Here is a 26,794-nt window from a genome sequence, read left to right on the forward strand (position 1 = left end):
GCAGTTGTTTGTCATGAGCAGTTGGATTGGTGCCTGGTGCAATTGAACTGCTCTGATCTGAGTCAATTGCTGCAAAACAACGCTCAAAATCCGGTTCGAACGGGCACAAAGGCTTTCTCGATGGACAACTCCGTCGGGAAAGCCTTGTGCATTTGAGAATCGCCGCAAATCAAGGCTTCACAAGAATTCCGAAAGAATTTTCGAAACAGGCGGTCGATTCGCGTAGCCTGCGGGGTTAAGATTCGACGAAGGCACATGGGAGTGCCGCAACTGAAGATCACATTATTCGAAAGCGACCGTGCATGGCTGATAGCGGTGCCGCCCTGGATATGGCAATCGAAAAACTGACAAACGCTCATCGATCGATTCGAGAGCAGATGTCTCAGGTGATTGTGGGTCAGGATGAAGTGGTCGATCAAATTCTGATTGCCATGTTCTCCAAAGGACATGTGCTGTTAGAAGGTGTACCCGGCCTTGCCAAAACATTGATGATCAGCACGCTCGCACGCTGTCTGTCGATGACATTTGCCCGCATTCAGTTCACCCCCGATCTGATGCCTGCCGATATCACTGGGACTGATGTTCTCCAGGAAAACAAGGAAACGGGAAAACGCGAGTTTCGTTTCATCACCGGGCCACTTTTCCATAATGTGGTGCTGGCAGACGAAATTAACCGGACACCACCCAAAACTCAGGCTGCACTTCTTGAGGCCATGCAGGAGCGGCAGGTCACTGTTGGTCAATCCCGGCATGTCCTCGCAGATCCCTTCTTTGTGCTGGCGACGCAAAACCCGATCGAACAGGAAGGAACTTACACCCTTCCCGAAGCGCAGCAGGATCGCTTCATGTTCAAAGTCTATGTCCGCTATCCCACCTTTCTCGAAGAGCGGGAAATTGCGCGGCGTACAACCTCTGTCCAGAGTGACAAGATTCAGCATGTTTTGAGTGGCGCCGATATCCTTGAGATTCAAAAACTCGTGCGGCAGGTTCCTGCCAGCGAGCATGTCATTGATTATGCACTTGCTCTGGTCAGGCAAACCCGTGTTCGCGAACCGGGCGTCCCAGACTTTGTGAACGAGTGGCTTTCCTGGGGTGCTGGCCCGCGTGCTGTGCAGTTTTTGCTGCTGGGTGCCAAGGCGCGAGCACTACTCAATGGCCGGACATACGTCTCACCCGAAGATGTGGCGGCACTGGCCGCTCCGGTCCTCAGGCACCGCATCGTGACCAACTTTGCGGCGGAGAGCGAAGGAATCAACACTGACAAAGTCGTGGAAGAACTGCTCAAAGTGACACCCAGCAAGGAAGGCGAGCTGACTCGTGACCCAAGACTTCAGAAGATTTTTGCCGCCTGAGGCCGTGGCAAGGGTCTCTCGTCTGGAGATTCTCGCGAGGAATGTCGTCGAAGGATTTCTGAACGGGATGCACCGCAGTCCGTACTTTGGTCAATCTGTTGAGTTCGCACAGCACCGGGAATATGTTTCAGGGGATGATCTGAGACGTATTGACTGGAAGGCCTGGTCAAAGACCGACAAGTATTACGTCAAGCAGTACGAAGAGGAAACCAATCTTCGCACGACGCTGGTCGTTGATCTTTCCGAATCCATGCAATTTGGGTCGAAAGGCAAGACCAAGCACGAATTTGCGGTGCAGATTGCGGCGGTCCTCTCATTATTGCTCCTCAAACAGCATGATGCCGTGAGTCTGGTGACGTTTGACGACTCGATTCGCACTCAGATTCCCATGAGCAGCAAGAAGACTCAGCTGCACGACATTCTCATGGGGTTATCCAACGAACAACCTGCCAAGAAAACAAATCTTTCCGACATTCTGGCCCAGGTGGCAGATCAGGAATCCCGCAAAGGGCTCATCATTCTCGTATCAGATTTGCTGGCAGATCGCGAAGGGCTGAAAAAGGGATTACGACTATTAAGGTTTCGCGGCCACGATGTGATGTTGTTTCACGTCCTTGATGATGCGGAACTCGACTTTGAGTTCAGCGGCCCTACGAAATTTGAAGGTTTGGAAGATTCGGGAGAACTGGTCTGTGATCCCAGGTCACTCAGGGAAGGTTACCTGGCTGCTATGAAAACTTACCTGGATGACATCCGTAAGCATTGCGCCAAATTTGTGATTGATTACCAGATTGTCAGACCCAGTGAGAATCTGGATGCTGTTTTATTGCATTACATGAATCACCGCATGGGAATGCACCAGAGTCAGCGAAAATGAAGTTTTCTATTGATGTTTGAGGGGGAACTCCAACCATCTCCCATGTGATGACTCACATGTTGATTGTTGAACCAAGCCATGGGGCTCATGGGGTTTCAGTGTTTTGAATTTTGTTTGTGTTGATTGTGAAGTTCAAGTAGGGATGCTGACAGTGGTCTATGACTGCATGCCTGACCGGTAACCCGGTCTGGAAACAGTCCATAACCAACTGAGTGCGGATGCAAGATGACGTGGCTTTCTTCGCTATTTTTCAATCCTTCGATTGCACTGATGGGCGCCGGGCTCATCGCTGTGCCACTCATTATCCATCTCATCAATCGAGTGCGATATCGACGGGTTCAGTTTGCAGCCATGGAGTTTCTGCTCCAGGCAGAACAGCGAAATCGTCAACGTCTGTTGATTGAACAATTGCTCCTGCTTCTGCTGAGGACATTAATCGTCCTGGCACTCCTGCTGCTTATTGCGAGGCTGGTGCTCGATCCTTCACAGTTCGCGCTCTTTCGCGAATCGCGGACACATCACGTCGTGCTGGTGGATGACAGTGCCTCAACCCGTGAGCGACGTGGAGAAACCACGGCCTGGGCTGAAGGTCTTGGAGTCATTCGAAAACTGGCGGCAGAAGGTGCCCGCCGTCCGCAGACCCAGAGATTGACGGTCTTACTCGCCTCACGACCTGATAAGCCCTTACTGACTGACCGGGATGTCAATCAGCCACTGGTTGAAGAACTCGCGTCGCGACTCGACCCTGTCTCCTTTAAGCCGACTCATCAACGGGTCGATTTCCTTAAAGGGATCCAGTCGGCGAGTGATCTATTGTTGGCTGACAAAGCCGGCGTGAGGGAACTACACGTTATTTCTGATTATCGCTCGCGCGACTGGAACGATCAGAAACCACTGGCTCAGGCCATGGAAACGCTGGCCGAAGCCGACGTGGGAATCCATTTAATTCGCACCACCCCTCAGGCCGGTCCCAATCTGGCAATTACGAGGCTCGATGGTGCTGTCTCCACAGCCGCCGCTGGTGTTCCACTCCGATTAACTGCCGGGATCACCAACTTTGGTACTGAAGTCGTCACCGATGTTCGGGCTTCAATCTACGACAACGGAGTCAAGACACCCACCACTGTCATTTTTGACCGCATCGAACCCGGTACAGAAGTTCTCCACGAAGTGGACCTGCAATTCCCTTCACCTGGTTATCGCCGAGTTGAAATTCGCCTCGATGCCGATGGGTATCCGGTCGATAATGTGCGGCACTTAAGTGTCAATGTTTCGGCAGCGATTCCCGTGTTGATTGTCGATGGTGATCCCGCTGGTGACGCCGCCTCGTATGTTGCGGATGCCCTCGCTGCTGACCCAGCGGCAACGGGCTTTCAGACCACGATCGATAACCCGGACATTCTGCGTCGCAGGCCCTTGGACGATTACCGCTGTATCTATCTGCTCAATGTGGGCGAACTGCCGCCGGATTCTCTCGACTATCTGGAGAAGTATGTCCGCCGGGGTGGTGCCTTGATGATGGCTCTGGGGGATTCTGTCCGCAGTGAAGCATTCAATCGGGTCTTTCATCGCGAGGGTGAAGGGTTATCACCTTTGCCTCTGGGAAATGCTCCCCTCGAATTTGCTACTGATGTCACATCCACAGAACCCGATCTCAAAGCGGGAAAGCATCCGGCATTCGCGATTCTCCAGGGGGATGACAACCCTTTTCTCGATGCTGTTCATATTCAAAAACTCTTTGAGCCAGCGGTTGGCTGGGAAGTCGATGACGTTGTCCGTGGTGACAATGTCAAAACCATTGCCAAACATAAGAGTGGCCGCCCCGTCATGCTGGAGAAGCCCTACGGTGCAGGGAAGGTAACTTTGCTGTTGACCACAGCCCAGCCAGCGTGGAATGACTGGGCACTGAACCCGTCCTATGTCGTCTTTCAGCTCGATCTGCTCAAATCGCTGATTTCCTCCGACAAGAACGAAGCTTTAAGAGTCACGGGTGAACCAATCCTGCTCTCTCTTGACCCGGCTCTCTACACCGATCAGGTCGAGTTGTCGATCCCTGATATTGACGGTCAGAGAACTGTGAGGCTGCAGGCTTCTCCTCAAGACAGCCAGACCTCCGCCTCCAGCAAACCCAAGGGAAATGACGCTTCGACATCCACCCGACCAGATACGACTCCAGCCTCTAATCAAAACGCCGCAGGTGGTATTCGGCTGGTCGTCGAAGAGAAAGAGACCGATTTGCCCGGCATCTACAGCGTTCGCCTGACAACCCAGAATCAGACCACCGAAGAGAAACTTTACGCCTATAATGTGCCGCTGGAAGAGAGCCAGCTGGCAGTCATTTCTGTCGATTCCTTGCGGAAAACAATGGGCAATAACGAAAAACTATCGATTCATGAGGCACAGGATGTCTCCTGGATCGAAGGGGAAGAGGCAGGTTCGGAACTTCGTACCAGTTTGCTGGCGGCGCTCGTGATTCTTCTGCTGGCTGAGCAGTGGCTCAGTTATCGACTCAGTTACCACCCGGCGAAAGGTCAGGTGGCGCGATGAACCTGTGGCCTCAATTATTTCAAATGCTTCCCGTGGCGCAATCCGTCGACAGCCAGTCTTCAAAGACCGGGGCCGATACGATTATTCCGGCAGGAACCATCGGTTCAACACCGACTGACTCAACCATCACTATGGTCGAGTGGGGTTGGCCTGAAGATCCACTCACATGGGCCATTTTGCTGGCGGCTGGAGTTGCCATTACCGCGTATGTGGTCTGGCTGTATCGTCGGGATACGACTGAGACAGGCCTGGCAACCCGCATCTGGTTGACAGCGCTTCGCCTGGCGATGTTCGCTGGTCTACTGCTCATCTGGCTCAACCCCCAAGAACGCACACAAGAGTCGATGACCCGCCCTTCGAGAGTGGCGATTATTGTGGATCGATCCCTGTCGATGAGGCATCCGGCCATCGATGCTTCAGCGAACATCTCAGCGTCAGCTGAGTCAGAACCCAAAGCAACACCCACTCAACCTGCTGTCGATTCGACGGCCACTCGATCAGAACTTGTGAAAAAGCTTCTGGCTGATTCGCCCATGCTCGAAGCTTTGCGGCAACAGCACGAAGTTTCTGTTTTCATGTTCGATTCCACATTACAAGGGCCAGTCGTCACACTCCCCGTCAAACCTTCGGTGACTGAGAGCAACGCCTCCGCCAATGCCAACACAGCCGAAGCCACAGACGACAAATCGGCCACTCCTGTTGCCTGGGATGAGATTCTGGCTCCCAAAGGACTGGAAACACGTCTGGGAGAATCGCTGAGTGATGCTGTCCGTCAACTGGCGGGGCGAACGCTCTCGGGGATGCTGGTGATCAGTGATGGCTCGAACAATGCCGGCATCGATCTCGATGCGGCCCGTGATCGAGCCCTTTCTCAAAAAGTGAAGCTCATCACCCTCGGAGTGGGAGGAACAGAACCTCCCAGAAATGTCCAGGTTGCCGATCTGCAGGCGCCAACCGATGTTCAGGTTGGCGATCCCTTTGACGTAGTTGCCTTTGTGACTGCACAAGGGTTAACCGGACAGAAGGTGCTGGTCGAACTGGTTTCGAGCACCACCGAAGACCCCGCAGAGACCATTGTGGCCAGCCAGGAAATGGTCGTCAGTGGCGACAACCTACCCATGGAAGCCAAGTTTCCACTCAAGGCCGGAAAGACCGGCTCCACCCGATATACGATTCGCGCACAACCGGTGGTCGCACAACAGGAAATCAATATTGAAGATAATCGACAATCGTTGACCATCAATGCTCTCGACAAGCCCACAAGAGTGTTGCTCGTGGCCGGCGGCCCGATGCGCGATTACCAGTTCGTAAGAAACCTGCTGTTTCGACACAAAGGGATCGACGTCGATGTCCTGCTGCAAACTTCGGCTACAGGAACCAGCCAGGAATCTGACAATCTGCTGACGGCGTTTCCGACAACTCGTGAAGAGCTTTACAGCTACGACGTCATGATTGCTTTCGACCCGGATTGGCGATTGATTCCCCCGGAATCGATTGACCTGCTTTACGACTGGGTCTTCCAGGAAGCGGGGGGGCTGATTGTCATTGCCGGTGATGTCAATACCCTGCAAGTCGCCGCAGTGTCAGCTTCCACAGCCGAACAGAGTGCGCTGGGTAAGCAGTTGATGAAACTGCAGGAGCTGTATCCCGTCATTCTGAATTCGTACCTTTCCGACCTGCGATTTGATCAGGAACATTCACAGCCTTGGCCTTTGGCATTTACTCCGGAAGGCGAAGCTGCCAGCTTCCTGCAATTGACCGATGAAGCCACCTCTTCGCAGGCACGCTGGAAGGAGTTTGCCGGATTCTACAAGTGCTACCCTACCAGCGGGCCGAAAGCCGGTGCGACGGTCTACAGTCGCTTTTCGGATCCACGGTCAGAATCAGCGATTTTGATGGCATCTCAATTTTTTGGCCAAGGCCGGACGTTCTACCTGGGCAGTGGAGAGATGTGGCGACTGCGTTCTGTCGACGATGAGGACTATGATCGTTTCTGGATCAAAACGATTCGGGAGTTTTCTCAGGGTCGACTGAAACGAGGGAATCGCCGCGGACTCTTAATGCCCGAAACCCGCAAAATTGCCTTGGGGCAGACGGCTCGTATCCGTGCCAGGCTTCTTGACGCTCAATTTCAACCTCTCTCGGCTCCTTCGGTCCCTCTCCAGTTGATTGATCCGTCAGGGCGACCGGTTGTTCCACCCCGCTCATTAGTTGCAGATCCCAATCGGCCCGGGGAGTTTGTTGGCGACTTCCGTGCCTCGCTGGCAGGTGTCTACAAGCTCTCTGTCGAGATACCGCAGTCTTCCGAGTTGCTGCAGGAGGAGGTCTCGGTCGCACTTCCCAAACTGGAGGATGAAAATATCCGTCAGAACGTCGTGGGCCTCAAGAATCTTGCCGAAGGTACTGGCGGTGCTTACTTCAATTTGAACGATCTCAATCTTTCTGCCGCCAAGACGGTTGCTGTGAATGAATCTGGCATTGATCGAATTGCCGCATTATTGCCCAATCGGTCGGAACAAATTCTGATTGACCAGCGTCTGAAAACATTGTGGGATCGAGAGTGGGTACTTTTTGTGCTGGTTGGACTGATTTCTGCCGAGTGGCTGACCAGAAAGCTGATCAAACTCGCCTGAAAATTCTTGTGACTTCGTTCTCTCATTAAAAGCCTGCTGAATCGATGGTTATGTCGCAAGCTCCCAGTTCCGAAACATCTGTCGCCAGCTCACCAGCCATGAAACCAGCGGCTGGAGGGATCACGATCCGGCAGATCCTCTCACAATTGCGCAGTTCAATTCGCAGATACCTCTTCTGGCAAGGGTTTTTGGGAACTTTAGCACTGGTGGCGCTCTGGTTCTGGGGAAGTTTTCTGCTCGATGAATTTGTCTTTTCACTCACCCGCTTTGAAATTCCCCGCTGGCTTCGTGCTCTACTGCTGGTGACCGCCCTCGGTGGCACAGCCTTGTTCGCTCTGTGGAAACTCGGGACAGCCATGGCCCGTCAGCTCAATGAGCGGGCTCTGTCCCTGGTTCTCGAGCGACGCTTCCCTCAGTTGGATAGCCGGCTGATTCTGGCGGTTGAAGCCAATGCCGGGCAGGTACCTGCGGTTTCACCCATGCACGATGCGATGGTGGCCCGAACTCTTGAGCGGGCGAATCAGGATGTGACCACACTCGATCTGGGCCAGGTTTTTAACCCCTCGCCATTTCGCCGGTCGAGCCTGCTCGCTTCGATTCTCTGGGTACCGATCGCACTTTTGGCTGTCATGAATTTCGGTGCCGTGGCTGCCTGGGCAAATGGGTATTTGAAGCTTTCCGAAACTTATCGTGATCGGCAAACGGAACTGATTCCTTATGTTCTGGCGCAGCCGGGAGAGCGAAAAGTTCCGTTCAAAAAGGGTGTTTATCGTCACCCGAAAGGTTCCGATCTGACATTGCAGATTGAGACCGCGGAAGGAAAACTTGCCCCACCCAGAGTTCGCCTCGATTATCGGCTCAATCAAGGTCGCGGCAGTGGGCGGACTTATCTGCAGGTCGACAGCACTGGCCAGTCATCACATACCTTCACATCATTGCTGGATGACACCAGCATCTGGTTGACGGGCGGAGATTACACCACATTGTCACCCCTGCAAATTCAGGTTGTCGATCCGCCGATTGTCTCCGGTTTGTCGATTAACCTTAAATATCCTGCTTATACAGGATTGAATACAGGAGATGGCTTCACCTCGATACCGGTGATCGGAACAGAAGCCAGTTTGCCACTGGAATCGACATTCGAGTTGCAGATTACAGCTCCGCAGCCACTGAGCGAAGTTCGCTGCGAACTGCAGGCGGGGCCTCTTCGCTATGAAGTTCTGGCCAACCAACTGAATTCTCAGCCTCAAATCGAAATTCTCCCGGCCGCCATTGCTGGCCAAAGCCGAAAACCGACTCGCTTGCCTGAAAACCTTGCAAAGGCTGCTGTTCGAGAAGGCGGGAAGACACTTGCCATCCCCTTCCGACTACATCACAAGGCCAGTGAACTGCTGGAGAAACAGGCTGCAGGCGAAACACTCGAACTGATTGAGAACGCGATCCCGCTCCCACCGGATACTCTTTTCCGGTTGTGGCTGGTCGATGCCGAAGGAATCGCCGCCACCGAGCCGGCCAAGCTGCTGCTCAAAGGGATCCCTGACGAAGCCCCTCAAGTGGAAACAGCCTTAAGGGGCATTGGCACATCGATTACGCGGTTGGCCAGAATTCCTGTCACTGGCGAAGTCAACGACGATTACGGCGTGGATCGCATCTGGTTTGAGTATTCAGTCGATGCCGATACCACACTGAAAGAACAACCTCTCGGCGATTATCGCTCGAATCGCCAGAAACGAGTTCAGTTAGAACGATCCGCAGCAGAGCCTTATGTCCGTTTTGATGTTCTACCGCTCGACCTGGCCATCAAGCAGAAACTGACGATCAGCACCGTAGCCGCCGATGCCAATGACGTTGCTGATGTCGGGCCCAACGTCGGACGAGGTCAGCGTTTTGTCTTTACGATTGTCTCTCCCGAAGAATTACTTTCGATCCTTTATGCCCGGGAAATCAACGAGCGAAAGCGATTCGAGCAACTGATTTCGGAAGTTCAAAGACTCCGCGATGATCTGGTACGACATCGCGACATGATTGCCGCCAGCCGGGCTGAACCACCTCCCGCCGACAAAAGCGAATTGCTGCAATCGATCGCCGGTTGTGGAGAAAGATCTTTGTACGCCATCCGTCAGGCGGCTCAGTCAACCGACTCCGTACGACAGACTTTCCGGGAAATCCGGGAGGAACTGGTTAATAACAGTGTCGACACACCCCAGATGCTGGACCGCATCGACCGCAAGATTGTCGATCCGCTCAGCCGGCTCATGGATCAGGATTTTCCCTCCATCGACGCCACGATCGGACTTTTCCGGCTGGCGAATGAACAGGGTTCCGACCCGACAGCCCCCGTGGAAGATGCAATTTTACAGATTCAGGGCTTGCTCGAAACATTGGATCAGGTTTTGCTGGAGATGAGAAAGCTCGAAACTTTTCATGAGGCACTCGAATTACTTAAGGCCATCATTGGCGAACAGGACGATCTGGCAGAAAAAACCAAACAGCGCCGAAAAGCCCAGGCACTGAAAGCCCTGGAAGACTAGAACGGAATCCGAAGGGGAGGGACAATGAATTCCATAACGGACGATCAAACAGAAAACGTCTCTTCATTGTTCGCCGCCCAAAAAGCGTCTCTCGCGAAAAAAGCCTCTGCATGGGGTAGAAATCGGATCTTTATGCCCGCACGTTATTCGCGAATCGTGGCTCTGGCTGTCTGGGTTCTGGCCATACTGGTCAACTTTTGGCCGTCACTGATTCTCGAGGGGCAGGAACCACCAGCAGGTCAGCCACAAACTTCCGCGGAACTGGCAACATCCCAGGATGCGTTGGCTGCCCGGTATCAGCGTTTTGAAAATACGCTGCAGCAGTTGGCAGAATATTTGCGAAAGACCGATCCGGCCCGGGCTGATTTGATTGTGCGGGCCATTGGGAAGAGTAAAGAAACCCGCGTTCCTGACCAAATGGAAGCCCTCGTCGAACTGTTGAAACAGGAGCGGCTGGGTGATGCCATTTCTCGACAGCAGGATCTCTCTGTGCAAATGGCTGCACTTTTAGAACTGCTTCAAAGCGAAGACCGCCGCGACGAAATCGAACGCGAACGGGCACGCGTGCAGGACCTGATCAAAGACGTCAATAAGCTCATCGGCCAGCAACAGGATACTCGTTCTGCAACCGAACGAGGCGGCCCTCTGGGCGACATCGAAAAGCGACAATCCAAAATCGCCGAAGATGCCCGCAAACTGACTCAAAAAATCGATCAGCAGGATGCAGCCAAGCGATCATCGAGCCCATCGCAGAGAAAAGGCGACTCTTCCGAAAGCAGTGAAAAACCGTCGGATGGGAGTGAATCCAAAGATGGCGATCCCTCCAAGCCTGATTCTGGTGATTCGGAATCCAAGGATCCGATGAACAGCTCTGACGAAAAGAAGGGCTCAGAGGGTAAGGAAGGCCAATCTTCCGGGAAGAATGGCAAAGAAAAATCACCAGATTCGAAAACGCCACCGGAAGGCAAAAATGGCAAACCTTCGGAAAGCGAAGGTCAAGATCCCAAAGACCCTGCTTCTGAAAAGAAGCCGGGGGATTCTCCAGGCGATCCATCAAATGGAAAGCCGTCCGAGGGGAAACCATCCGAAGGAAAACCGTCTGAGGGAAAGCCTTCCCAAGGTAAGCCCTCTCAGGGTAAGCCATCTCAAGGCAAGCCCTCCCAAGGAAAACCATCGGAAGGCCAGCCCTCTGAAAGTCAGCCTTCGGAATCAGGGGATTCAGGTCAGTCTTCTCCGTCAAAAGATGAGAATGGCAAACAGCCTGAGAAAACACCCGGCCGTGACGAAGTCGAGCAATCAATTCGGGCCATGGATAAAGCGATCGAAGAGCTCCGCAAAAAAAATGCTGGCGGCGCTTCGGATCAACAGGACAAGGCACTGACCGATCTGATCAAAGCCCGCGAAAAACTCGAAGAGATCTTGCGACAACTGCGTGAAGAAGAGCGCGAGCTCATGCTGGCGGCCCTCGAATCCCGCTTCCGGGAAATGCTGGCCCGGGAAATCGCCATTTACAACAGCACCATGGGGTTAGCTTCTGTTCCTGAAAAACAGAGAACCGATCGTCATCGTTCACGGGCTCTTGAACTCTCTCGACAGCAGAATGAACTGGTGCTCGAAGCGTCCAAGGCCTTGACGCTCCTCCGCGAAGAAGGCTCTTCAATTGCCTTCCCGGAAACCGTCGAGCAAATTCAAGCGGATATGAAGACCATTTCTCAGCGACTCGAAAGAGCTGATGTCGCCACGCTGACGCAGCAGATTGAAAAGGACGTGATTGAAGCTCTCGAAGAACTCGTCGATGCCTTAAGGCAGGAAATGGAAAAAATGAAAGACGAGAAACAGCAGCAACAACAGCAGCAGCAGCAACAGCAACAACAGAAGGCACTGGTCAATCAGCTGGCTGAGTTGAAGCTGCTGCGTTCACTTCAGTACCGCGTGAATCGACGCACGAAACTCATTGGGCGTCTTGTGGATGGTGAACAAGCCATCGATAACGACATGATTGGTCAATTGCGAGAACTCGGGCTGCGGCAAGAGCAGGTTCGAAAAGCCACTTACGATCTTGCCACAGGAAGGAATGAGTAATGTCGTCATTCACTTTCACGGATTTTTTCACGCGAACTTCGCCAGCCGGAGACGCGACACGACTCCAGAACCATCGATCTCCGTGTTGGCAGGTGAGTCTGTTGAGCATCTGCTTCTGGATGCTGACGGGTTCATTGGTGGCCCCATCAACCTTTGCGCAAGAATCGTCTGTCGATGTTTTTGCTCCTCCCTCAGCAACCATAGTTGAGACCAAGCTCAGGCAAAGTCTCCTGAATCTGAAGAATCCTCCTGCCGATCTGGAATCCCTAATTGCGCCATTTCAGGAAGCGACAGACGTCGATTCCCGACTGCTGAAAGTGGTTCAGATTGCCGCCAGTGCAGATCCTGAGATTGGCCGACTGGTCGCCCAGTGCAATCAGCCCACACTGACCCCAGATCCAGCACGGATCCCAGATCCAGCCCAGTGGTCAGCCATGATGAGCCGCAGTGATCTTACGCCTTTTCTCAAGTCCAATCTCGCCTTGTATTACGGAAGATATCTTGTTGAGCGGCAGTTGTATGATGAAGCCCAGCTGGAGCTGGCGGCAACCGATGCTCGCGAAGTTGTCTCGCCCGCCACTCTGTTTTTTTTCCGAGCCGTTGTGGCCCAGGCTTTACTTGATATCGAGAACTGCCGGTTAGCTCTGAATCAGCTGCTCGAAAAGACTCAGGATTCTCCATTACGTTATCGCTCGACAGCTGAGTTGATCAAAGCCGATCTCGATGCTTTCGAAGCGAAGTCGCTAGGAGAAGTCGCTCGATTAATGGCCGATTCCCGCCGTCGGCTGGATCTGGGCCGCGCGGGTGAAAAAGTGCAGGGAGTTCAGGAAAAGATCATCACGAACCTCGATGAACTCATCAAAAAGATCGAGCAGCAGATGGGTGGAGGCGGCGGTGGTGGTGGCGGTGAAGGTGGAAACTCCAACGAAAGTGGGGGTGCTGCTGAAGACAGCTCTGTCAAAGGGGCAACAGCCCCCGGTGAAAGCGAAAAGAAAAAGTTCTCCAAAGACGGAGCCTGGGGGAATCTTCCCGAAAAGCAGCAGGCTGAAGCCCGTAATATCATCAGTCGGAGCTTTCCTCCGAATTACGGCCGAGCGATCGATGCCTACTCGAAAAAACTGGCCAATCGCCCGGCGAAACCATCCCCATGAAATCCAAGCACCTCTCACACAAATCAACTGATCGCTCCGAGTTTTTACGAAACCTGGTGGATCGAGAGCCTGAAAAACCACTGAAAATTCTGTGATGCTGCCGGAGTAGAAACTTATGCGAGGGATTTCGCTTATCGTTCAATCAGCCACCAGATTTTCCGTGGTCACTAATGGATTGTTTCTGGCAATCTGGTCGGTGACACCCTCACTTCTGATCGCGGCTGAACTCCCTGTGGCCGTTGAACTCCTGTCAGGAACAGTCACAAATGCCGAACTTGTGCAGCTCAACGAGACCATTGCAAAACTCAAGCAGCCAGAAGGCGTTATTGAGGTTCCCCTCTCTCAAGTCCTGACTTTGAAGCAGGCCACCGCTTCAAAACCACCGCGTACTGTTGAAGCTGAAAAAGCCCTGACAGATGCCGCGCTTCGCGATGGCAGTCGCCTCAAACTCAGCAGCCTGAGCCTGCAGGAGAGTCGTCTACTGGGGAAGCATCCGGTCTGGGGCGAGATGGAGTTTGGGCGAAATGAAGTCACTTCCCTCAGGCTGGCTGCCACCGATACGAAAGTCGATGCCGCCTGGAAAGAACTTTCGAGCCGAGACTTAACGCGTGATCTTGTCGTTCTGCGGAAAGGTGATGTTCTTGATCATCTGGAAGGGACTGTTATTGGCATTGGTGAGAAAACCATTCAGTTCTTGCTCGATGGGGATGAAGTCCCTGTTAAAAGGGAACGTGTTTTTGGAATCGTCCTGGCAAAGGGTGAAGTGCAGAGCCCATCCCTCATTCGATGTGATCTGGACAACAATGAAACGATCCTCGTTGATCAGGTGAGTCTGGCCGACGGAAAGTGGATCCTCTCTCGTCAGGGTCAGAACTACGAAGCGGATCTGGAATACGGCCCGATTTCCATCGATTACAGCTCCGGGAAATTGCTTTATCTCTCAGAGCAGGAGCCTCGATCGGCCAAGTACACGCCTTTTTTCGGCTACACCTGGGAGTACCGGAAAGATCGAAGTTTCGAAGGCAGGCCATTGGCTGTCGGTCAGCGAACTTATCGCAGAGGTCTGGCGATTCACTCGAAGTCAGAAATGACATGGCAATTGGGTGGAGAATTTCGCCGCTTTCAAACCGTCATGGGTTACGACCCGGAAATTTCAACTGCCAGCACCGCACTGGTACGTATTCTGGGTGATGGCAAAGAGTTGCTGAAGGTTGATCTGGTTCGTGGAAACCCGCCACATTCAGTTGATCTGGATATCACAGACATCTCTCAATTGACTATCGTCGTCGACTTTGGAACGGATGAAGTGGATATCGGTGACCGCATTCATTTTGGTAATGCGAAGGTCGTAAAATAATGCAGTACGCAATTCGATTCGATTGTTTTCGTTTGATGATGGTCATTGGTCTGATGATCCCGGCTTTTCCACAACTGCTCACCCGAGCCTTTGCAGATCAGATCGTCCCCGGGAATACATCCCTCTCGAACGATACTCAGGATGCCGGGCAGTCCCAGCCCGAGAAGATTCCTGCGATCGTGAAAGAAGCTGAGCAGAAGCGGATTCAAATGATCCGCGACGTCTCACCTGCAGTTGTCGCCATCTTTTCGAGCTCAGGCGATGGAGGTGGATCGGGCGTTTTGATTTCCCCCGACGGATTCGCTTTGTCGAATTTCCACGTGACCAGTGGTGCTGGCAACTTCATGAAGTGCGGACTCAACGACGGAAAACTCTACGATGCCGTCATCGTAGGAATCGACCCGACAGGCGATGTCGCACTCATTCAACTGCAAGGACGCCAGGATTTTCCCTTTGCCCGGATGGGAAACAGTGATCTGCTGAAACCTGGGGATGCCGTTTTCGCGATGGGAAACCCGTTTCTTCTGGCCACGGATTTCACTCCCACCATCACCGCAGGGATTGTGAGCGGCCTGCATCGATACCAATATCCTGCGGGAACATTTTTAGAGTACGCCGACTGTATACAGACCGATGCTTCCATCAACCCTGGTAACTCAGGGGGGCCACTGTTCAATCTGCAGGGTGAACTGATCGGGATTAACGGCCGGGGATCATTCGAGAAGCGTGGCCGTGTGAATTCAGGGGCCGGATACGCGATTTCGATCAATCAGATCCGGTACTTTCTGGGCCACTTGAAGTCGGGACGAATTGTCGATCACGCCACTTTGGGTGCCACAGTTCGCTCGGGATCATCACGAGAAGTCCTTGTCGATCAGGTGCTAGAAGGTTCGAGTGCCTGGAACGCCGGTCTTCGAGAAGGTGATGAAATTGTCACCTTTGCCGGACGCCCGATGGGAAGTGTCAACCAGTTCAAGAATGTGCTGGGGATCTTTCCTAAAGGTTGGTCACTCCCCATGGTTTACCGCCGGGATGGGCAGAAGCAGGAGATTCTTGTTGAACTGGCCGCTTTGCATACCGATACGGAACTGATGGAATTTGCCTCAGGTGGCGCAGCCCGTCCTGCAGAAAAACCCGGGCAGCCCAAACCCGGTCAACCCAAACCGGGAGAAAAGCCGACTCCTCAAGAGTCTCCCCCGGAAGGACACTCAGAGAAGCCTGCTGAAAAGCTTTCTCCAGAGCTTAAAAAGCTCTTCCAATCGAAAGCCGGATTTACCAACTATCACTTCAATCAACGGGAACAGAAACGCCTCATCGGGCATTTGGCGAGTCTCTCTGGTTGGCGGGGTGCCACTGGTTTGTGGAAGTTCGCAGGGGACGACGCCAAAGGTACGAATCTTTCGCTGATTCTTTCGCCAGATGGTGCTGGCATGCAGTGGGGTGAAACTCCGTTTCTTCAGCCCGCTGCAGGAGCCAACTGGATTGATGAACCACCATCCAGCGGAGGATTTCTTGCTGCTATGCTGCACTGGAAATGGCTGCTGACCGAAGGCCCGGAGGCATTTTCTGACGTCTACTATCTGGGTACACAACCCCTGGATGGCCAATTGGGTGATGCTCTTAACACCCAACTTTACGATGCACTGGTTCTCTCGAAGACCGGGGCTACCATGACAGTCTTCTTCCGTGAGGATGGAGTGATTGCCGGCTTTGATTTTAAGGCCTCCCGCGACCAGCCAACCTGCAATATCAGGTTCTCTTCATGGGGGACACTCGGCGGCCACCCCTTTCCACAAGTGCTCAAAGTCTCATCTTCTGGTCGTTCTTTTGGTGAATTCACGCTGAAAACCTTCGAGCAGAAATCCTCCACTTCCAGCGAGGCCACTCGATGAAACATCACGCCTTGCACCTCCGAAAAATGCTCCACACAAACCGGTGGATCTCCAAAAGTGACCTCCACGGACCAGGCCTGGCCTGGCTGATGAGTATCTGTTTCTTACTTTGCGGCTCACAGTTTCTGCCAGCTGCAGATGACGAAATGATTACCGAAGTTCAGCCGAAACTGGTCAAGATCTTCGGGGCCGGAGGGTTGAGAAATCTGTATTCGTACAACACGGGGTTTTTAATCTCATCGGAAGGTCACATAGCCACAATCTGGAATCATGTTCTCGACCAGAACACCGTCACCGTTATCCTGCATGATGGTCGCCGTTACGAAGGCAAGGTTCTGGGGGCGGAACCAGGTCTGGATCTGGCGATCGTCAAAATTGATGAAACGCAGCTTGAACATTTCGAGATTGGTGACCCCTCGTCAGGATCGCCATTTCCTCTGGCTGCTCCCGGAACTCGCATTGTCGCCTTCAGCAATATGTTCAAAGTCGCCACTGGTGATGAACCTGTCTCGGTCATTCAAGGAGTGATTGCTGCCCGGACAAAGTTGCCCACGCGTCGCGGAGCTTACGAATCTTCTTTTCCGGGTGAAGTCTATGTGATTGATGCGATCACCAATAACCCCGGTGCCGGTGGAGGAATTGTGACGACCGTCGATGGTCGATTGTTAGGCATGATCGGAAAAGAGGTCAAAAATGCCGACCTGAATACCTGGGTCAACTATGCGATTCCCATTTCGCATTTGCAGCAGGCCATGACTGAGATCATGACTGGCAACTTCCGCAGTTCGAAAAACACGGATGACGATAAAAAACCTGCCGGGCAAGTCCCACTGTTTCACTCGACTGACTTCGGGATCGTCATGCTCCCAAATGTCGTCCCCAGAACACCAGCCTACGTGGATCGAATTCTTCCTGGATCCGCCGCCGAGGTCGCTGGTCTCAAACCCAATGATCTGATTCTGTTTGTCGGGGATGAACTCATTCAATCCTGCGGCGAATTTCTGGATCAGATCGGTCGGCTCGAAAGTGGCGGCAAAGTGAAACTGATTGTTCGCCGGGAGAATGCGCTCATCACTACGGAACTCCCCATCCCTCGGAAATCAAGACCTCCTGCAAAACCACTCAGGTAGATCCATCGTTCCTTAGCGGGGTATACCTCGGAAGTACCCGCGAAGACTGATGCTGTGACCTGTCAATTGAATGTCGTGAGACCGTTATGAATCTGCTGCTTCCATGGCCTCTCCAGGTTTTTCGAGCAAGTATTGCAGCCTTGGGTTTAGCCATCGTAACCAGTTTTTCTATGGTACTGGCCCAGACTGAGACGGTTGTCGTTGCAGAAAATGCTGGTGCAGCCACGCAAAAAGAGCTGGAACTGGCCGAGGAGAGAGTCTTTCGGCTCGCGACTACACTGATTGCACCCTCGATTGTACGGATTGAAACCGTCGGTGGATTGGATGAAGTGGATGGCATTCTGGCGGTCAATGGCTCGACCACGGGCGTGATCGTGGGAAGTGACGGCTGGATTGTCACCAGTGCTTTTAATTTCATTTCGAAACCCACATCAATTCTGATCACTCTTCCCGATGGCCGGAAGTTTCCCGCCAAGCTGACTGCCACCGATACGCTGAGGATGCTCGCCTTATTGAAAATTGATGCCAGCGAACTCCCCACACCCATCATTGCCCCACCAGAATCCGTAGAAGTCGGTGCCTGGGCTCTGGCTTTGGGGCGCTCGTTATCGCCGGATCAACCTAGTGTTTCAATTGGAGTAATCAGTGCCAAAGAGCGTGTCTGGGGAAAGGCGATTCAGACCGATGCCAAAGTCTCTCCAGTGAACTATGGCGGCCCTCTGATCGATCTCGAAGGTCGCATGACGGGCCTGCTGGTACCTCTCTCACCTCAATCACAGACTGTTTCCGCAGGCTTTGAGTGGTACGATTCAGGAATCGGCTTTGCCATCCCCGCAGCGGATGTGATGCAGGCCTTACCCCGGATGCAGGCTGGCGAAAATCTGCGGCCAGGATTGATGGGTATCTCGTTCACCGGAAACGATCTTTCTGGTGATGCCCCTGTGGTGGAGAGAGTCCGCTTTCAATCACCGGCGGCGGCCGCAGGAATTCTGGTCAATGATGTGATTGTTGCGGCTGACAACATCCCTATTGCCAGGCTGGGAAATCTCAAGCATGTCCTGGGACGCAAATACGCCGGCGACCAACTCCAGCTCAAAATCCTGCGTAAGAAGGATCCACTGGAAGTGACGATTCCGCTGGTGGCCGAGATTCCTCCATGGGATGAGGCGACGGCTGGCTTTCTGCTCAAACGAAACTCTTTATCGACTGATGCTGAATCCGAAAAAGAGAAACTCATCGTCAGAGCGGTCTTTCCGAATAGCCCGGCCATGTCAGGTGGTCTCCTGGCTGGTGACGAGATTCTCGCCATCGATGGGGAGTCTGTCGCAACTGCCGATTCACTGCGGAAACTTCTGGATCGACGCAAACCTGGAGACCAGCCTCGGTTCACCCTCCGCCGCCAGAATCAAAATGGTCAGGCCGAAGAAGTCCAGGTTTCCATCACGTTGGCAGGTCAACCATTTCCTGTCCCTGGAGAACTGCCTGCGATTACGAACGATAAGCCTCTCGCTGAAGGCGAGAATGCTCCCAAAGCCAAAGGCCGTTTTCTTGAGAAGCTGGCCGTCAATGGCCGCGAGTATTGGGGTTATGCTCCCGCGAGTGCTGCTGGCAAACAGCCGCATGGGTTGATTGTCTGGCTGCATCCCTCAGGAAACTCAATGGAGGCGGCTGTGCTCAAAAGCTTGAAGGTGGAATGTGACCGCCGCCAGATCATGCTGGTGGGCCCCAAAGCTGAGGGGAAGGGCTGGACTCCCGAAGATGTCGATTTCGTCAAAGCACTTGTGGAACATCTGCGAAGTGAATATCCCGTCGATCCCAGCCGCATTGTGGTGATGGGACAGACAGATTCCACGAAACTGGCTTCTTTTCTGGTCTTTAAGGATCCCTCGATCTATCGTGGAGCCATTCTTGTGGGTGGGCCCACCGCAGGGCAGCCACCCGAGCGGGATCCTGCTGCTCGGCTGCACCTGAACCTTACTATTCCCGAAGGAAGCCGTTCTGCCGATGGTCTCAAAAAGCTGGTCGAATCTCTCAAGAAGCAAAAATCAGCTGTTTCAACCATTTTTGCCTCTGGCGACGGAAGTGAATTCCCGGATGGAACCTGGGCCGAGCAAATCGGCATCTGGATTGATCAGATCGACCGTTTTTAACGGACTTTAATAGAGATCACTGGCCAAGACTTCCAGGCAATCAGTCAGCGATGAGATGCAAAAATCCTGATCAGTCTGCCTCATTCGAGTAGGAATCTGTCGTATGAGGCGCCACAATAGAGAGTACGTGATGTCATCCCGCCATTGATTCAGGGTTGCTGCCGAAAGATCTGGCACCACCTTGAACCGATGCGAATTCTCTCTCGCCAGGTCAGTTCGATGTCTGCTGCAGATCCATTTAACGATCCTCTTGGGGCACGAGAAGCGGAGCTGAAGTTATCTGCTACCAATCGCGAGGCAACGGATCCGATCGAACTCACAAAATCGAATATTGAAGAAAAAATTCTTCGTAGCCCTTTAGGCTCGGTGGCGTTGAATCGCCGCCAATTTCTCGGAAGAAGTGCTCAACAGGCTGCCACTGTGGCGGCGACTGCGACAGGGCTGGCAGTTGCCACAAATACCGTCGCTTCTGCAACAACATCCCATTTGCCTGGCAGTCCGGCAACCGATCCTCGCACGGGTTCAACAGTACTCGAACCAATTAGTGCCGTTCGGTCGATAGATCAACCGCTGCGAATCGGGATTATCGGGCTCAGAAATCAGGGACAGTTACTTCTCAAAGAGTTTGCCAATCTTCCACAGGTCGAAATTGTCGCTCTTTGCGATGTCGACAGCAGGCAGTTTCGCCCTGCACAGGGTCTGCTGACTCGACTGGAGAGACCGCCAGCCAGAGAAGTCGGCCAGTGGCAGGAACTGGTGAACGATCCATCGATCGATGCCATGATCATAGCGACGCCTGATCATTGGCATTTCGCGATGGCGAGTGCAGTTCTCACTGCCAGAAAAGACCTTTATCTCGAAACACCAGTGACTCTCAGACCAGCAGATGCCAGGTTTCTCGCTGATCTGGCCACGGCCAACGGTTGTATTGTTCAGACCGGACTGATTCATCGATCCAGTACAATGTACCAATCGGCGATCAGAGCAATTCAAAGTGGTGTCCTGGGTAAAATTCCTCTGGTCCGTTCGTGGGTCACACATCAAAGGCCTGTGATCGGCCAGCGTGCTCCTGTCTCTACTCCTGCAGGTGTCGATTACCTGTCATGGCTGGGGCCGGCACCTCTGTCACAGTTTCATCCCAATCGCTTTCACCAGAACTGGCAATGGTTCTGGGATTACGGGAATGGCGAACTCGGTGCCTGGGGTGTCCCTCTTTTGGATGTGGCTTTGTGGGGCATGCAACTTGGACTTCCTCAGGAGATCCGTGCCAGTGGTGGTCGGTTGATTGCCCGGGATGATGGCGAAACTCCCGACACGTTGATGGTGGAATACAATTATCCCCAAACGAAACTTCTCTGGGAGCACCGCAGTTGGTCTCCGCATGGATTGGAAGGCCGCAGTGCCGCCACAGCCTTTTATGGCGAAAAGGGGACGCTGATCATCGACCGCGGTGGGTGGAAGATCTATGGCACAGGAGCCAGCCAGAGTGGTGAACCTCAACCGCTCTGGAATCCTCATCTGGCGGACTTTGTGACTTCTATCCAGCAGCGAAAAGAGCCAGCCGCGAATCTGACTGTGGCAGCCAGCAGCACAGCGCTGGCTTTATTAGGGAATGTCGCCTATCGCACCGGCGAGACGATTCATCTGTCAAGCGAACAAACGCTTAGCGAATTGCCCAGGGTTGACCGCCAGTTGCTGACACAGCAGCCGCTGATCGATCGATGAATCCTTCGGACACAGCATCATGCGTCAACATCAGGGCGACTATCACAGTCTCTAAGACTAAAGGCAACCTTAGAAAGCTTGCTGTCCCTGCTGGCCATCGACTCGGTTACGGGCGTTGGTATTCAGACGTTGAATGACCGATGACCCCGTATCCAGTCCATCGCGACCGCCTTCATAGAAGAATCGTGAAAGTTCGATAATGGCGGGCCCCATCAGGAAGAGATAGACCGCCGGCATCAGGCAGAGCACAGTGGGGAAGAGCAGGCGGAATGTGGCCCGATTTCCTTTTTCTTCCGCACGCTGTTTGAGACTTTCCCGCATCGTTTCAGCATATTCAGTCAGGGCACCACTGACACTTGTCCCCATACGGGAAGTCTGCATCAACAGCGACGTAAACGAGTGAACTTCCGGCACATCAACACGCTGGCTGAAGTTTTTCAGCGCGACGTCCATCGAGCCAATTCTCGACTGTTCGTTGATGATCTTCAGTTCCTGCTCCAGGGCCGGGTAGGCACCTTTCATTTCGACGCGAATGCGTTCCAGCGATGCAGGCACCGTCATCCCCTGACTGACACACATATTCAACATATCGAGAAGATCGGGCATGGCCTTTTCGATCTCGTTGCGGCGGTCGCGAGCCTTGTTGCGAACCATCAGTCGCGGGAGCGACCAGCCCACGATCGGCATGAGAACGATGGCACCAATGACAATCGGCTCGAATCGCGGAGGTACGAATAGCAGTAGTACGCCGCAGAAGAGCATGGGAAGAATCATTGCCAGATAACGAACAGCAGAAAAGTTCATCACTGCCCGCGGCGAATAATAACCCGCAGCATAAAGATCCGAGCGGATGGAATCCTGGCGGCTCCCCGCTTCCGGCAAGAGCGAGGCTAGAGCGGGCGTTAATGCGCCAAATGTCATTTCGCCTTGATTGAGTTCATCAGGCAAGTCTTCTGCGAGCACTCGAGGCAAACCCCGGCTGCGATCTCGATAAGTGCTCGATGAATCGACAAAGAGTTTCTCATTTTCCCAGCGGGCAGGGCCACCGGTATTCGCTTTGCCCGCAGGAACATAAGCGGTCTTGAGAATACTGAGACCTTCGGTTGCTGGCGAAATGTCTTCAGTCACTGGCTTCGCGTCGAGTTGAACTGTTGACGGTGTTGTGATGGCCGCTTCTGGCGCTGCGGAATTGGCTTTCGCCAGCGACCACTGGGACTGATCTGCTTCCGAGTTCTCTCTGACAACTTTGCTGCGGGCACTTAACCAGCGCCTGGCCAGACGGTAGAGGAGGATCAGACTGATGATCCCCATGGCCAATAACATCAAATTTGTAAAAGTTAAAGGAAACATGTCTTCTATTCCTTAGCCTGCTCAGAAAAATGCTCTCCGGCAGATTCGGTCAACTCTGAAAAACTTCGATGTAATCAATAACTGATACCGCTCAACCGCAATCGACAATCCATCAGAGTTCTTATGTCCGCTGGCTGTCCCGCAAAATCCTTAACACCCAGATCGTCCCGATCATGGTCAATGTAAAGGCAATAATTGTTCCGTTACGACCCCATGAGCTTCCCATCAACTTGGAGAAGTAATCCGGGTCTCGTAGCGTAAAGAAGATGAGCACGCCTGGCGGCAATACAACCATCAGTAGAGCTGTCGCGCGGCTGGCTGCCGTCATCGCACGCAACCGTCCCAGATACTGAAGTCGATCACGGATTGTTTTCGAAAGTTGCTCGAGCACCCAGACCAGATCACCACCGGTCTGCTGGTGAACGCCGAGCGTCATACAAAACAGTCGTAAAGTCATAAGCCCCGTACGATCCGGGAGGTCGGCGACAGCATCCCTCATCGGCATCCCCATCTGCATACGCCGCACACACAATTGCAATTCATCACCTAGAGGGGAGGGCGTATCAGCTGCCACGAGTTGCAGACACTGCTCCACACTTCGGCCCGTCGTCGCGGCACGCGCCAATTCTTCCAACATCGCTGGTAACTGGCCCAGAATCTGGTTTTGCCGACTCGATCGAACATACATCAGGAAGAACACAGGGAGCAAAAAACCTACAACGGCCGCCAGTGCTGTCGTCAGAAAGTTTTCCTGAAGGACAAAGATAAATCCTCCCACTGTAATACCACCCAGGAGGCAGAGCATCAGCACGATCCCGGGCGAAATCCCAAGCCCGGATTGAAGCATCAACTGATCAAACCAGCGATTGAGTCGCTCACCAGAGCCACTGGCCTGTGGCTGGGCGAACTCTTCACGCGGCTTCAAAATCGATGAGAAATCGACCGGTCGATCAGCGTTTGTAATGGTTGAAGACGCCATAGAACCACAACCTTGAAATCAATGACAGCACATTTCGAGGCATATAAAAATCACTGTTACTCAGCTTATGCAGAGTAGGGTGCATCGTTCGTCTGACTTCCCAGTTCGCGGGCACTGAAGTTCATATGGGGAACTTCGTAGCCGCGAGCGGCCAATTTCTTGAGCATCTCTGGTTCATGGCCTGTCGCGTAGAAAGCTCCTCGAGCGCGACCGTCACTGCCGATACCCGTCATCCGATAGACATAGATATCATTGAGTTCATAGATACCGTCATGATACCCGGTGAGTTCGCTGATACGCATGACTTTGCGCTCACCAGTCCCTAATCGCGTAATATGCACGAGAATCTGAATCGCGTTCGCGATGTATTGCCGGGCTACGCTGTGCGGCAGATCGACACCCGCTAAAGCGACCATCAGCTCCATACGATCCAGAGCATCGCGCGTATCGTTGGCGTGAATGGTACTCATCGAACCATCGTGGCCAGTGTTCATAGCCTGGAGCATATCGAGCACTTCACCGCCACGAGCTTCGCCCACGATGATCCGATCAGGACGCATACGCAGGCTGTTTTTCAGGAGATCACGCTGAGTGATTTCCCCACGACCTTCAATGTTTGGCGGGCGAGTTTCGAGCGAAACGACATCTTTCTGCTGCAATTGCAGTTCCGCTGTCTGCTCGATCGTCACCACACGTTCGGTTTCCGGGATAAAACGTGAAATGTTATTGAGCATGGTGGTTTTACCTGCACCCGTACCACCACTCACCACAATGTTCAGACGCCCGCGGACGGCAGCGATCAGAAAGTCAGCCATTTCCTGTGTTAATGTGTGCATACGCACCATGTCTTCAAAGACCACAGCACGCGAACGAAACCGTCGAATTGAAACCGTAGGGCCACGCAAGGCCAGGGGAGGGATCACGGCATTCAGTCGAGAACCATCCGGAAGTTTTGCATCGACCATCGGAGAGACTTCGTCAATTCGACGACCTGTGCGCCCCACCATGCGATGGATAAACTGCATGAGATGTTCGTTGTCGGCGAACTGAATATCAGTCCGTTCGATGAGCCCGTTACGCTCTACGAACACCGTATCAGCACCGTTGATCAGCACGTCGGTCACATCGGTATCGGACATCAGCGGTTCAATCGGCCCAAAGCCATAGATCTCATCCATGATGGCAGTGACCATGATCTCACGGTCATCCGCTGGAATATTCGCCTGCTGCTGCTGACAAAGATGGTTTGCCAAAGCTCGTAACTGAGCGCGCAGATCAGCTTCCGGCAGATCACTGGCCTTGGAAAGGTCGATGGCATCGATCATCTGGCGGTGAATGCGGGTCTTCAGGATCTCAAATTCCTGACGACGATCTTGCATCCGATTTCCAGAGGAGTTCTGCAGGTCAGCGATCATGGAAAAACCCTCGACAATGGTCGCATTTGATACTGGATGCACATCGAAAAACTATGAGCAGCACGAATGAGGAACTCAGTTCGTGAGTCTTAACTGATACAAATACTGTGGTTGGCTGGTTTGCTGCCTGGGATCAGAAGCATCGACGAGTGCCGTACGTGTTGCCAACACAGAGGGCTGGACGATGACTTCACATCTTCCATCTTTCTCATCGATCACTTCCAGAATGCGCACAACAGCCAAAGAGACCGCCGCCACCTGCAAATCGGTCTTTACGCGAGTCGTGCTTGATTCCGACTCGTTTTTGCCATTGTTCGAATCAGATGTCCCTCCGGCATTGAACAAAATCACAATCCGGTTCTGTCCAATCAATGATGTCAATGCATCGCGTTCGGCCGTCTTCAGATCGATCAAAGAGGCTGGCATACTCAGACCGACATTTGGTGATGACGCAGAAGCATTCTGAGCCTCTGAATCTTGCTGTTCTTTCGATTCAGCCAACATCGCCTTGCGAGTGGCCTCAACGGGAAGGCGAAGTTCACCATTCCACTGGTGCAGATTTTCGCCATGCACCCCTTCAACCATCTGTGATGCCACCAGTTCCGTATTGAAGTCACTTCCCAGGTCGAGCAAGACTGCATTGGTCACGGCTGAACTGGAAGATGTCGGCAAGCCAAAAGTCAGCTTAAGTTCCGGTAATCCATCGGCACCACGACTGATCGTTGATGTCGTCTCGTCGTAAGACCATTCATCGGGCCCACCATTTTCCGTGATCGCCTTCTGCCATGTCTGGTCTACCGAACCAGTCCCCTCACTTCTCATGATCGCGAGCGGCAACAGCGGAGTGCTCGATCCATCCAAAGGTCTGAGTCCAACCACGGGACTCAGCAAACTGGCTTCGGCATGAGTGGAAACATCACCCCAGGGGAGTCCTGTTGCCCCCACGACAAACAGGCCCACAGGGTTTTCACGAAATCGGGTTCGTTCTCCGAACACAACCACACTTGTTGGAGATTCGTCTGTCTCGACGAATCGTGTATTTCGAGAAAAGACCACGTTGTCACGGGATGCGGTCATTTCTGTCGGTGACAGAACTCGAGTGGAGTCGTCAGGTGATGAAACATCAACCTGTGGGGGACGATCAACATCACCTGCATCCTCACCAGCAGGTTCAAGTTTGCCCAGCCGGATGTCTCCCTGAAATCCCTGATTCAGTTCTATTGGCTCACCTGCGACAAGATTGAGCGAGGCCACATGAGCGGCCTGGTAGCGAGCCGTTTCGAGATAAGAGAGATCGGGCTTCTCTTTGAGTAGCTCGTCGCTGGCGAGACTTCTCGCTGCAGCCAGCGCGGCAGTTTCAGCACCGGTTTGAAGCTCGACTCGAGCCGCTTCAATCCACAAACGATCACAAATCAGTGCCAGCATCAGCATCACCACGACCAATGCCACGGCAAATGCCGGGGTCGTAAAACCCCGGCGATTGCAGCGACTGATCAGGCTGATTCGTGCAGTTCTCATTTGCGTTCGAAACTCATCCAGATAAGAAAACAGGGTCGCTCGGACATTCTGTCGAGCCACCCTGGGTGCTCATGGCATGATGTGCATCAAGGCAGCCGGTTGTCC

General features: G+C 53.2%; 16 protein-coding genes. 12 read left to right on the forward strand and 4 right to left on the reverse strand.

Annotation, left to right across the window (positions count from 1 at the left end; genetic code table 11):
• Window positions 1–302 precede the first annotated feature (302 nt).
• The 12 genes from PLIM_RS09345 (at window position 303) to PLIM_RS09400 (ending at window position 21,427) form a co-directional block, all read left to right on the forward strand.
• Window positions 303–1,352, forward strand: coding sequence for an AAA family ATPase (locus PLIM_RS09345; protein ID WP_013110062.1), 1,050 nt, complete (start codon window positions 303–305; stop codon window positions 1,350–1,352).
• Window positions 1,318–2,229, forward strand: a complete 912-nt coding sequence (locus PLIM_RS09350; RefSeq protein WP_013110063.1) for a DUF58 domain-containing protein — start codon at window positions 1,318–1,320, stop codon at window positions 2,227–2,229. Before PLIM_RS09345 ends, PLIM_RS09350 begins: the two co-directional genes overlap by 35 nt.
• 225 nt (window positions 2,230–2,454) lie before the next feature.
• Window positions 2,455–4,776, forward strand: a complete 2,322-nt coding sequence (locus PLIM_RS09355) for a BatA domain-containing protein (RefSeq protein WP_013110064.1) — start codon at window positions 2,455–2,457, stop codon at window positions 4,774–4,776.
• The gene (locus PLIM_RS09360; RefSeq protein WP_013110065.1) at window positions 4,773–7,409 is read left to right on the forward strand and encodes a hypothetical protein; all 2,637 of its coding nucleotides are present in this window, start codon (window positions 4,773–4,775) and stop codon (window positions 7,407–7,409) included. Before PLIM_RS09355 ends, PLIM_RS09360 begins: the two co-directional genes overlap by 4 nt.
• Before the next feature lie 50 nt (window positions 7,410–7,459).
• Window positions 7,460–9,940 (forward strand): hypothetical protein, encoded by a 2,481-nt coding sequence (locus PLIM_RS09365; RefSeq protein ID WP_041401483.1) that lies wholly within the window; start codon window positions 7,460–7,462, stop codon window positions 9,938–9,940.
• 24 nt (window positions 9,941–9,964) lie between these two features.
• Window positions 9,965–12,022: a hypothetical protein gene (locus tag PLIM_RS09370; protein WP_013110067.1), complete on the forward strand. Its 2,058-nt coding sequence runs from the start codon at window positions 9,965–9,967 to the stop codon at window positions 12,020–12,022.
• Window positions 12,022–13,173, forward strand: coding sequence for a hypothetical protein (locus PLIM_RS09375; protein ID WP_013110068.1), 1,152 nt, complete (start codon window positions 12,022–12,024; stop codon window positions 13,171–13,173). The genes PLIM_RS09370 and PLIM_RS09375 overlap by 1 nt, the downstream gene beginning before the upstream one ends.
• Window positions 13,174–13,288: 115 nt before the next feature.
• The gene (locus PLIM_RS09380; protein ID WP_013110069.1) at window positions 13,289–14,530 is read left to right on the forward strand and encodes an NPCBM/NEW2 domain-containing protein; all 1,242 of its coding nucleotides are present in this window, start codon (window positions 13,289–13,291) and stop codon (window positions 14,528–14,530) included.
• Complete coding sequence (locus PLIM_RS09385; RefSeq protein WP_013110070.1) at window positions 14,530–16,422, forward strand: S1C family serine protease; 1,893 nt, start codon at window positions 14,530–14,532, stop codon at window positions 16,420–16,422. The genes PLIM_RS09380 and PLIM_RS09385 overlap by 1 nt, the downstream gene beginning before the upstream one ends.
• An 89-nt stretch (window positions 16,423–16,511) precedes the next feature.
• Window positions 16,512–17,552 carry a S1C family serine protease gene (locus PLIM_RS09390; protein ID WP_196349558.1) on the forward strand — a complete coding sequence of 347 codons (1,041 nt, stop codon included), beginning with the start codon at window positions 16,512–16,514 and terminating at the stop codon, window positions 17,550–17,552.
• Between the two features lie 86 nt (window positions 17,553–17,638).
• Complete coding sequence (locus tag PLIM_RS09395; protein WP_013110072.1) at window positions 17,639–19,702, forward strand: PDZ domain-containing protein; 2,064 nt, start codon at window positions 17,639–17,641, stop codon at window positions 19,700–19,702.
• A gap of 219 nt (window positions 19,703–19,921) precedes the next feature.
• Complete coding sequence (locus tag PLIM_RS09400; RefSeq protein ID WP_013110073.1) at window positions 19,922–21,427, forward strand: Gfo/Idh/MocA family protein; 1,506 nt, start codon at window positions 19,922–19,924, stop codon at window positions 21,425–21,427.
• A gap of 69 nt (window positions 21,428–21,496) precedes the next feature.
• Here PLIM_RS09400 and PLIM_RS09405 read toward each other — a convergent pair whose 3' ends face one another.
• The 4 genes from PLIM_RS09405 to PLIM_RS09420 form a co-directional block, all read right to left on the reverse strand.
• Window positions 21,497–22,777, reverse strand: coding sequence for a type II secretion system F family protein (locus PLIM_RS09405; protein ID WP_013110074.1), 1,281 nt, complete (start codon window positions 22,775–22,777; stop codon window positions 21,497–21,499).
• A gap of 121 nt (window positions 22,778–22,898) precedes the next feature.
• A complete protein-coding gene (locus tag PLIM_RS09410) occupies window positions 22,899–23,756 on the reverse strand; it encodes a type II secretion system F family protein (RefSeq protein ID WP_013110075.1) in 858 nt (285 codons plus the stop codon).
• Between the two features lie 65 nt (window positions 23,757–23,821).
• Window positions 23,822–25,135, reverse strand: a complete 1,314-nt coding sequence (locus PLIM_RS09415) for a CpaF family protein (RefSeq protein ID WP_230849434.1) — start codon at window positions 25,133–25,135, stop codon at window positions 23,822–23,824.
• Window positions 25,136–25,246: 111 nt separating this feature from the next.
• Window positions 25,247–26,689 (reverse strand): pilus assembly protein TadG-related protein, encoded by a 1,443-nt coding sequence (locus PLIM_RS09420; protein WP_148227051.1) that lies wholly within the window; start codon window positions 26,687–26,689, stop codon window positions 25,247–25,249.
• Window positions 26,690–26,794 lie beyond the last annotated feature (105 nt).

This window comes from Planctopirus limnophila DSM 3776, from assembly GCF_000092105.1.
Taxonomy (GTDB): Bacteria; Planctomycetota; Planctomycetia; order Planctomycetales; family Planctomycetaceae; genus Planctopirus; species Planctopirus limnophila.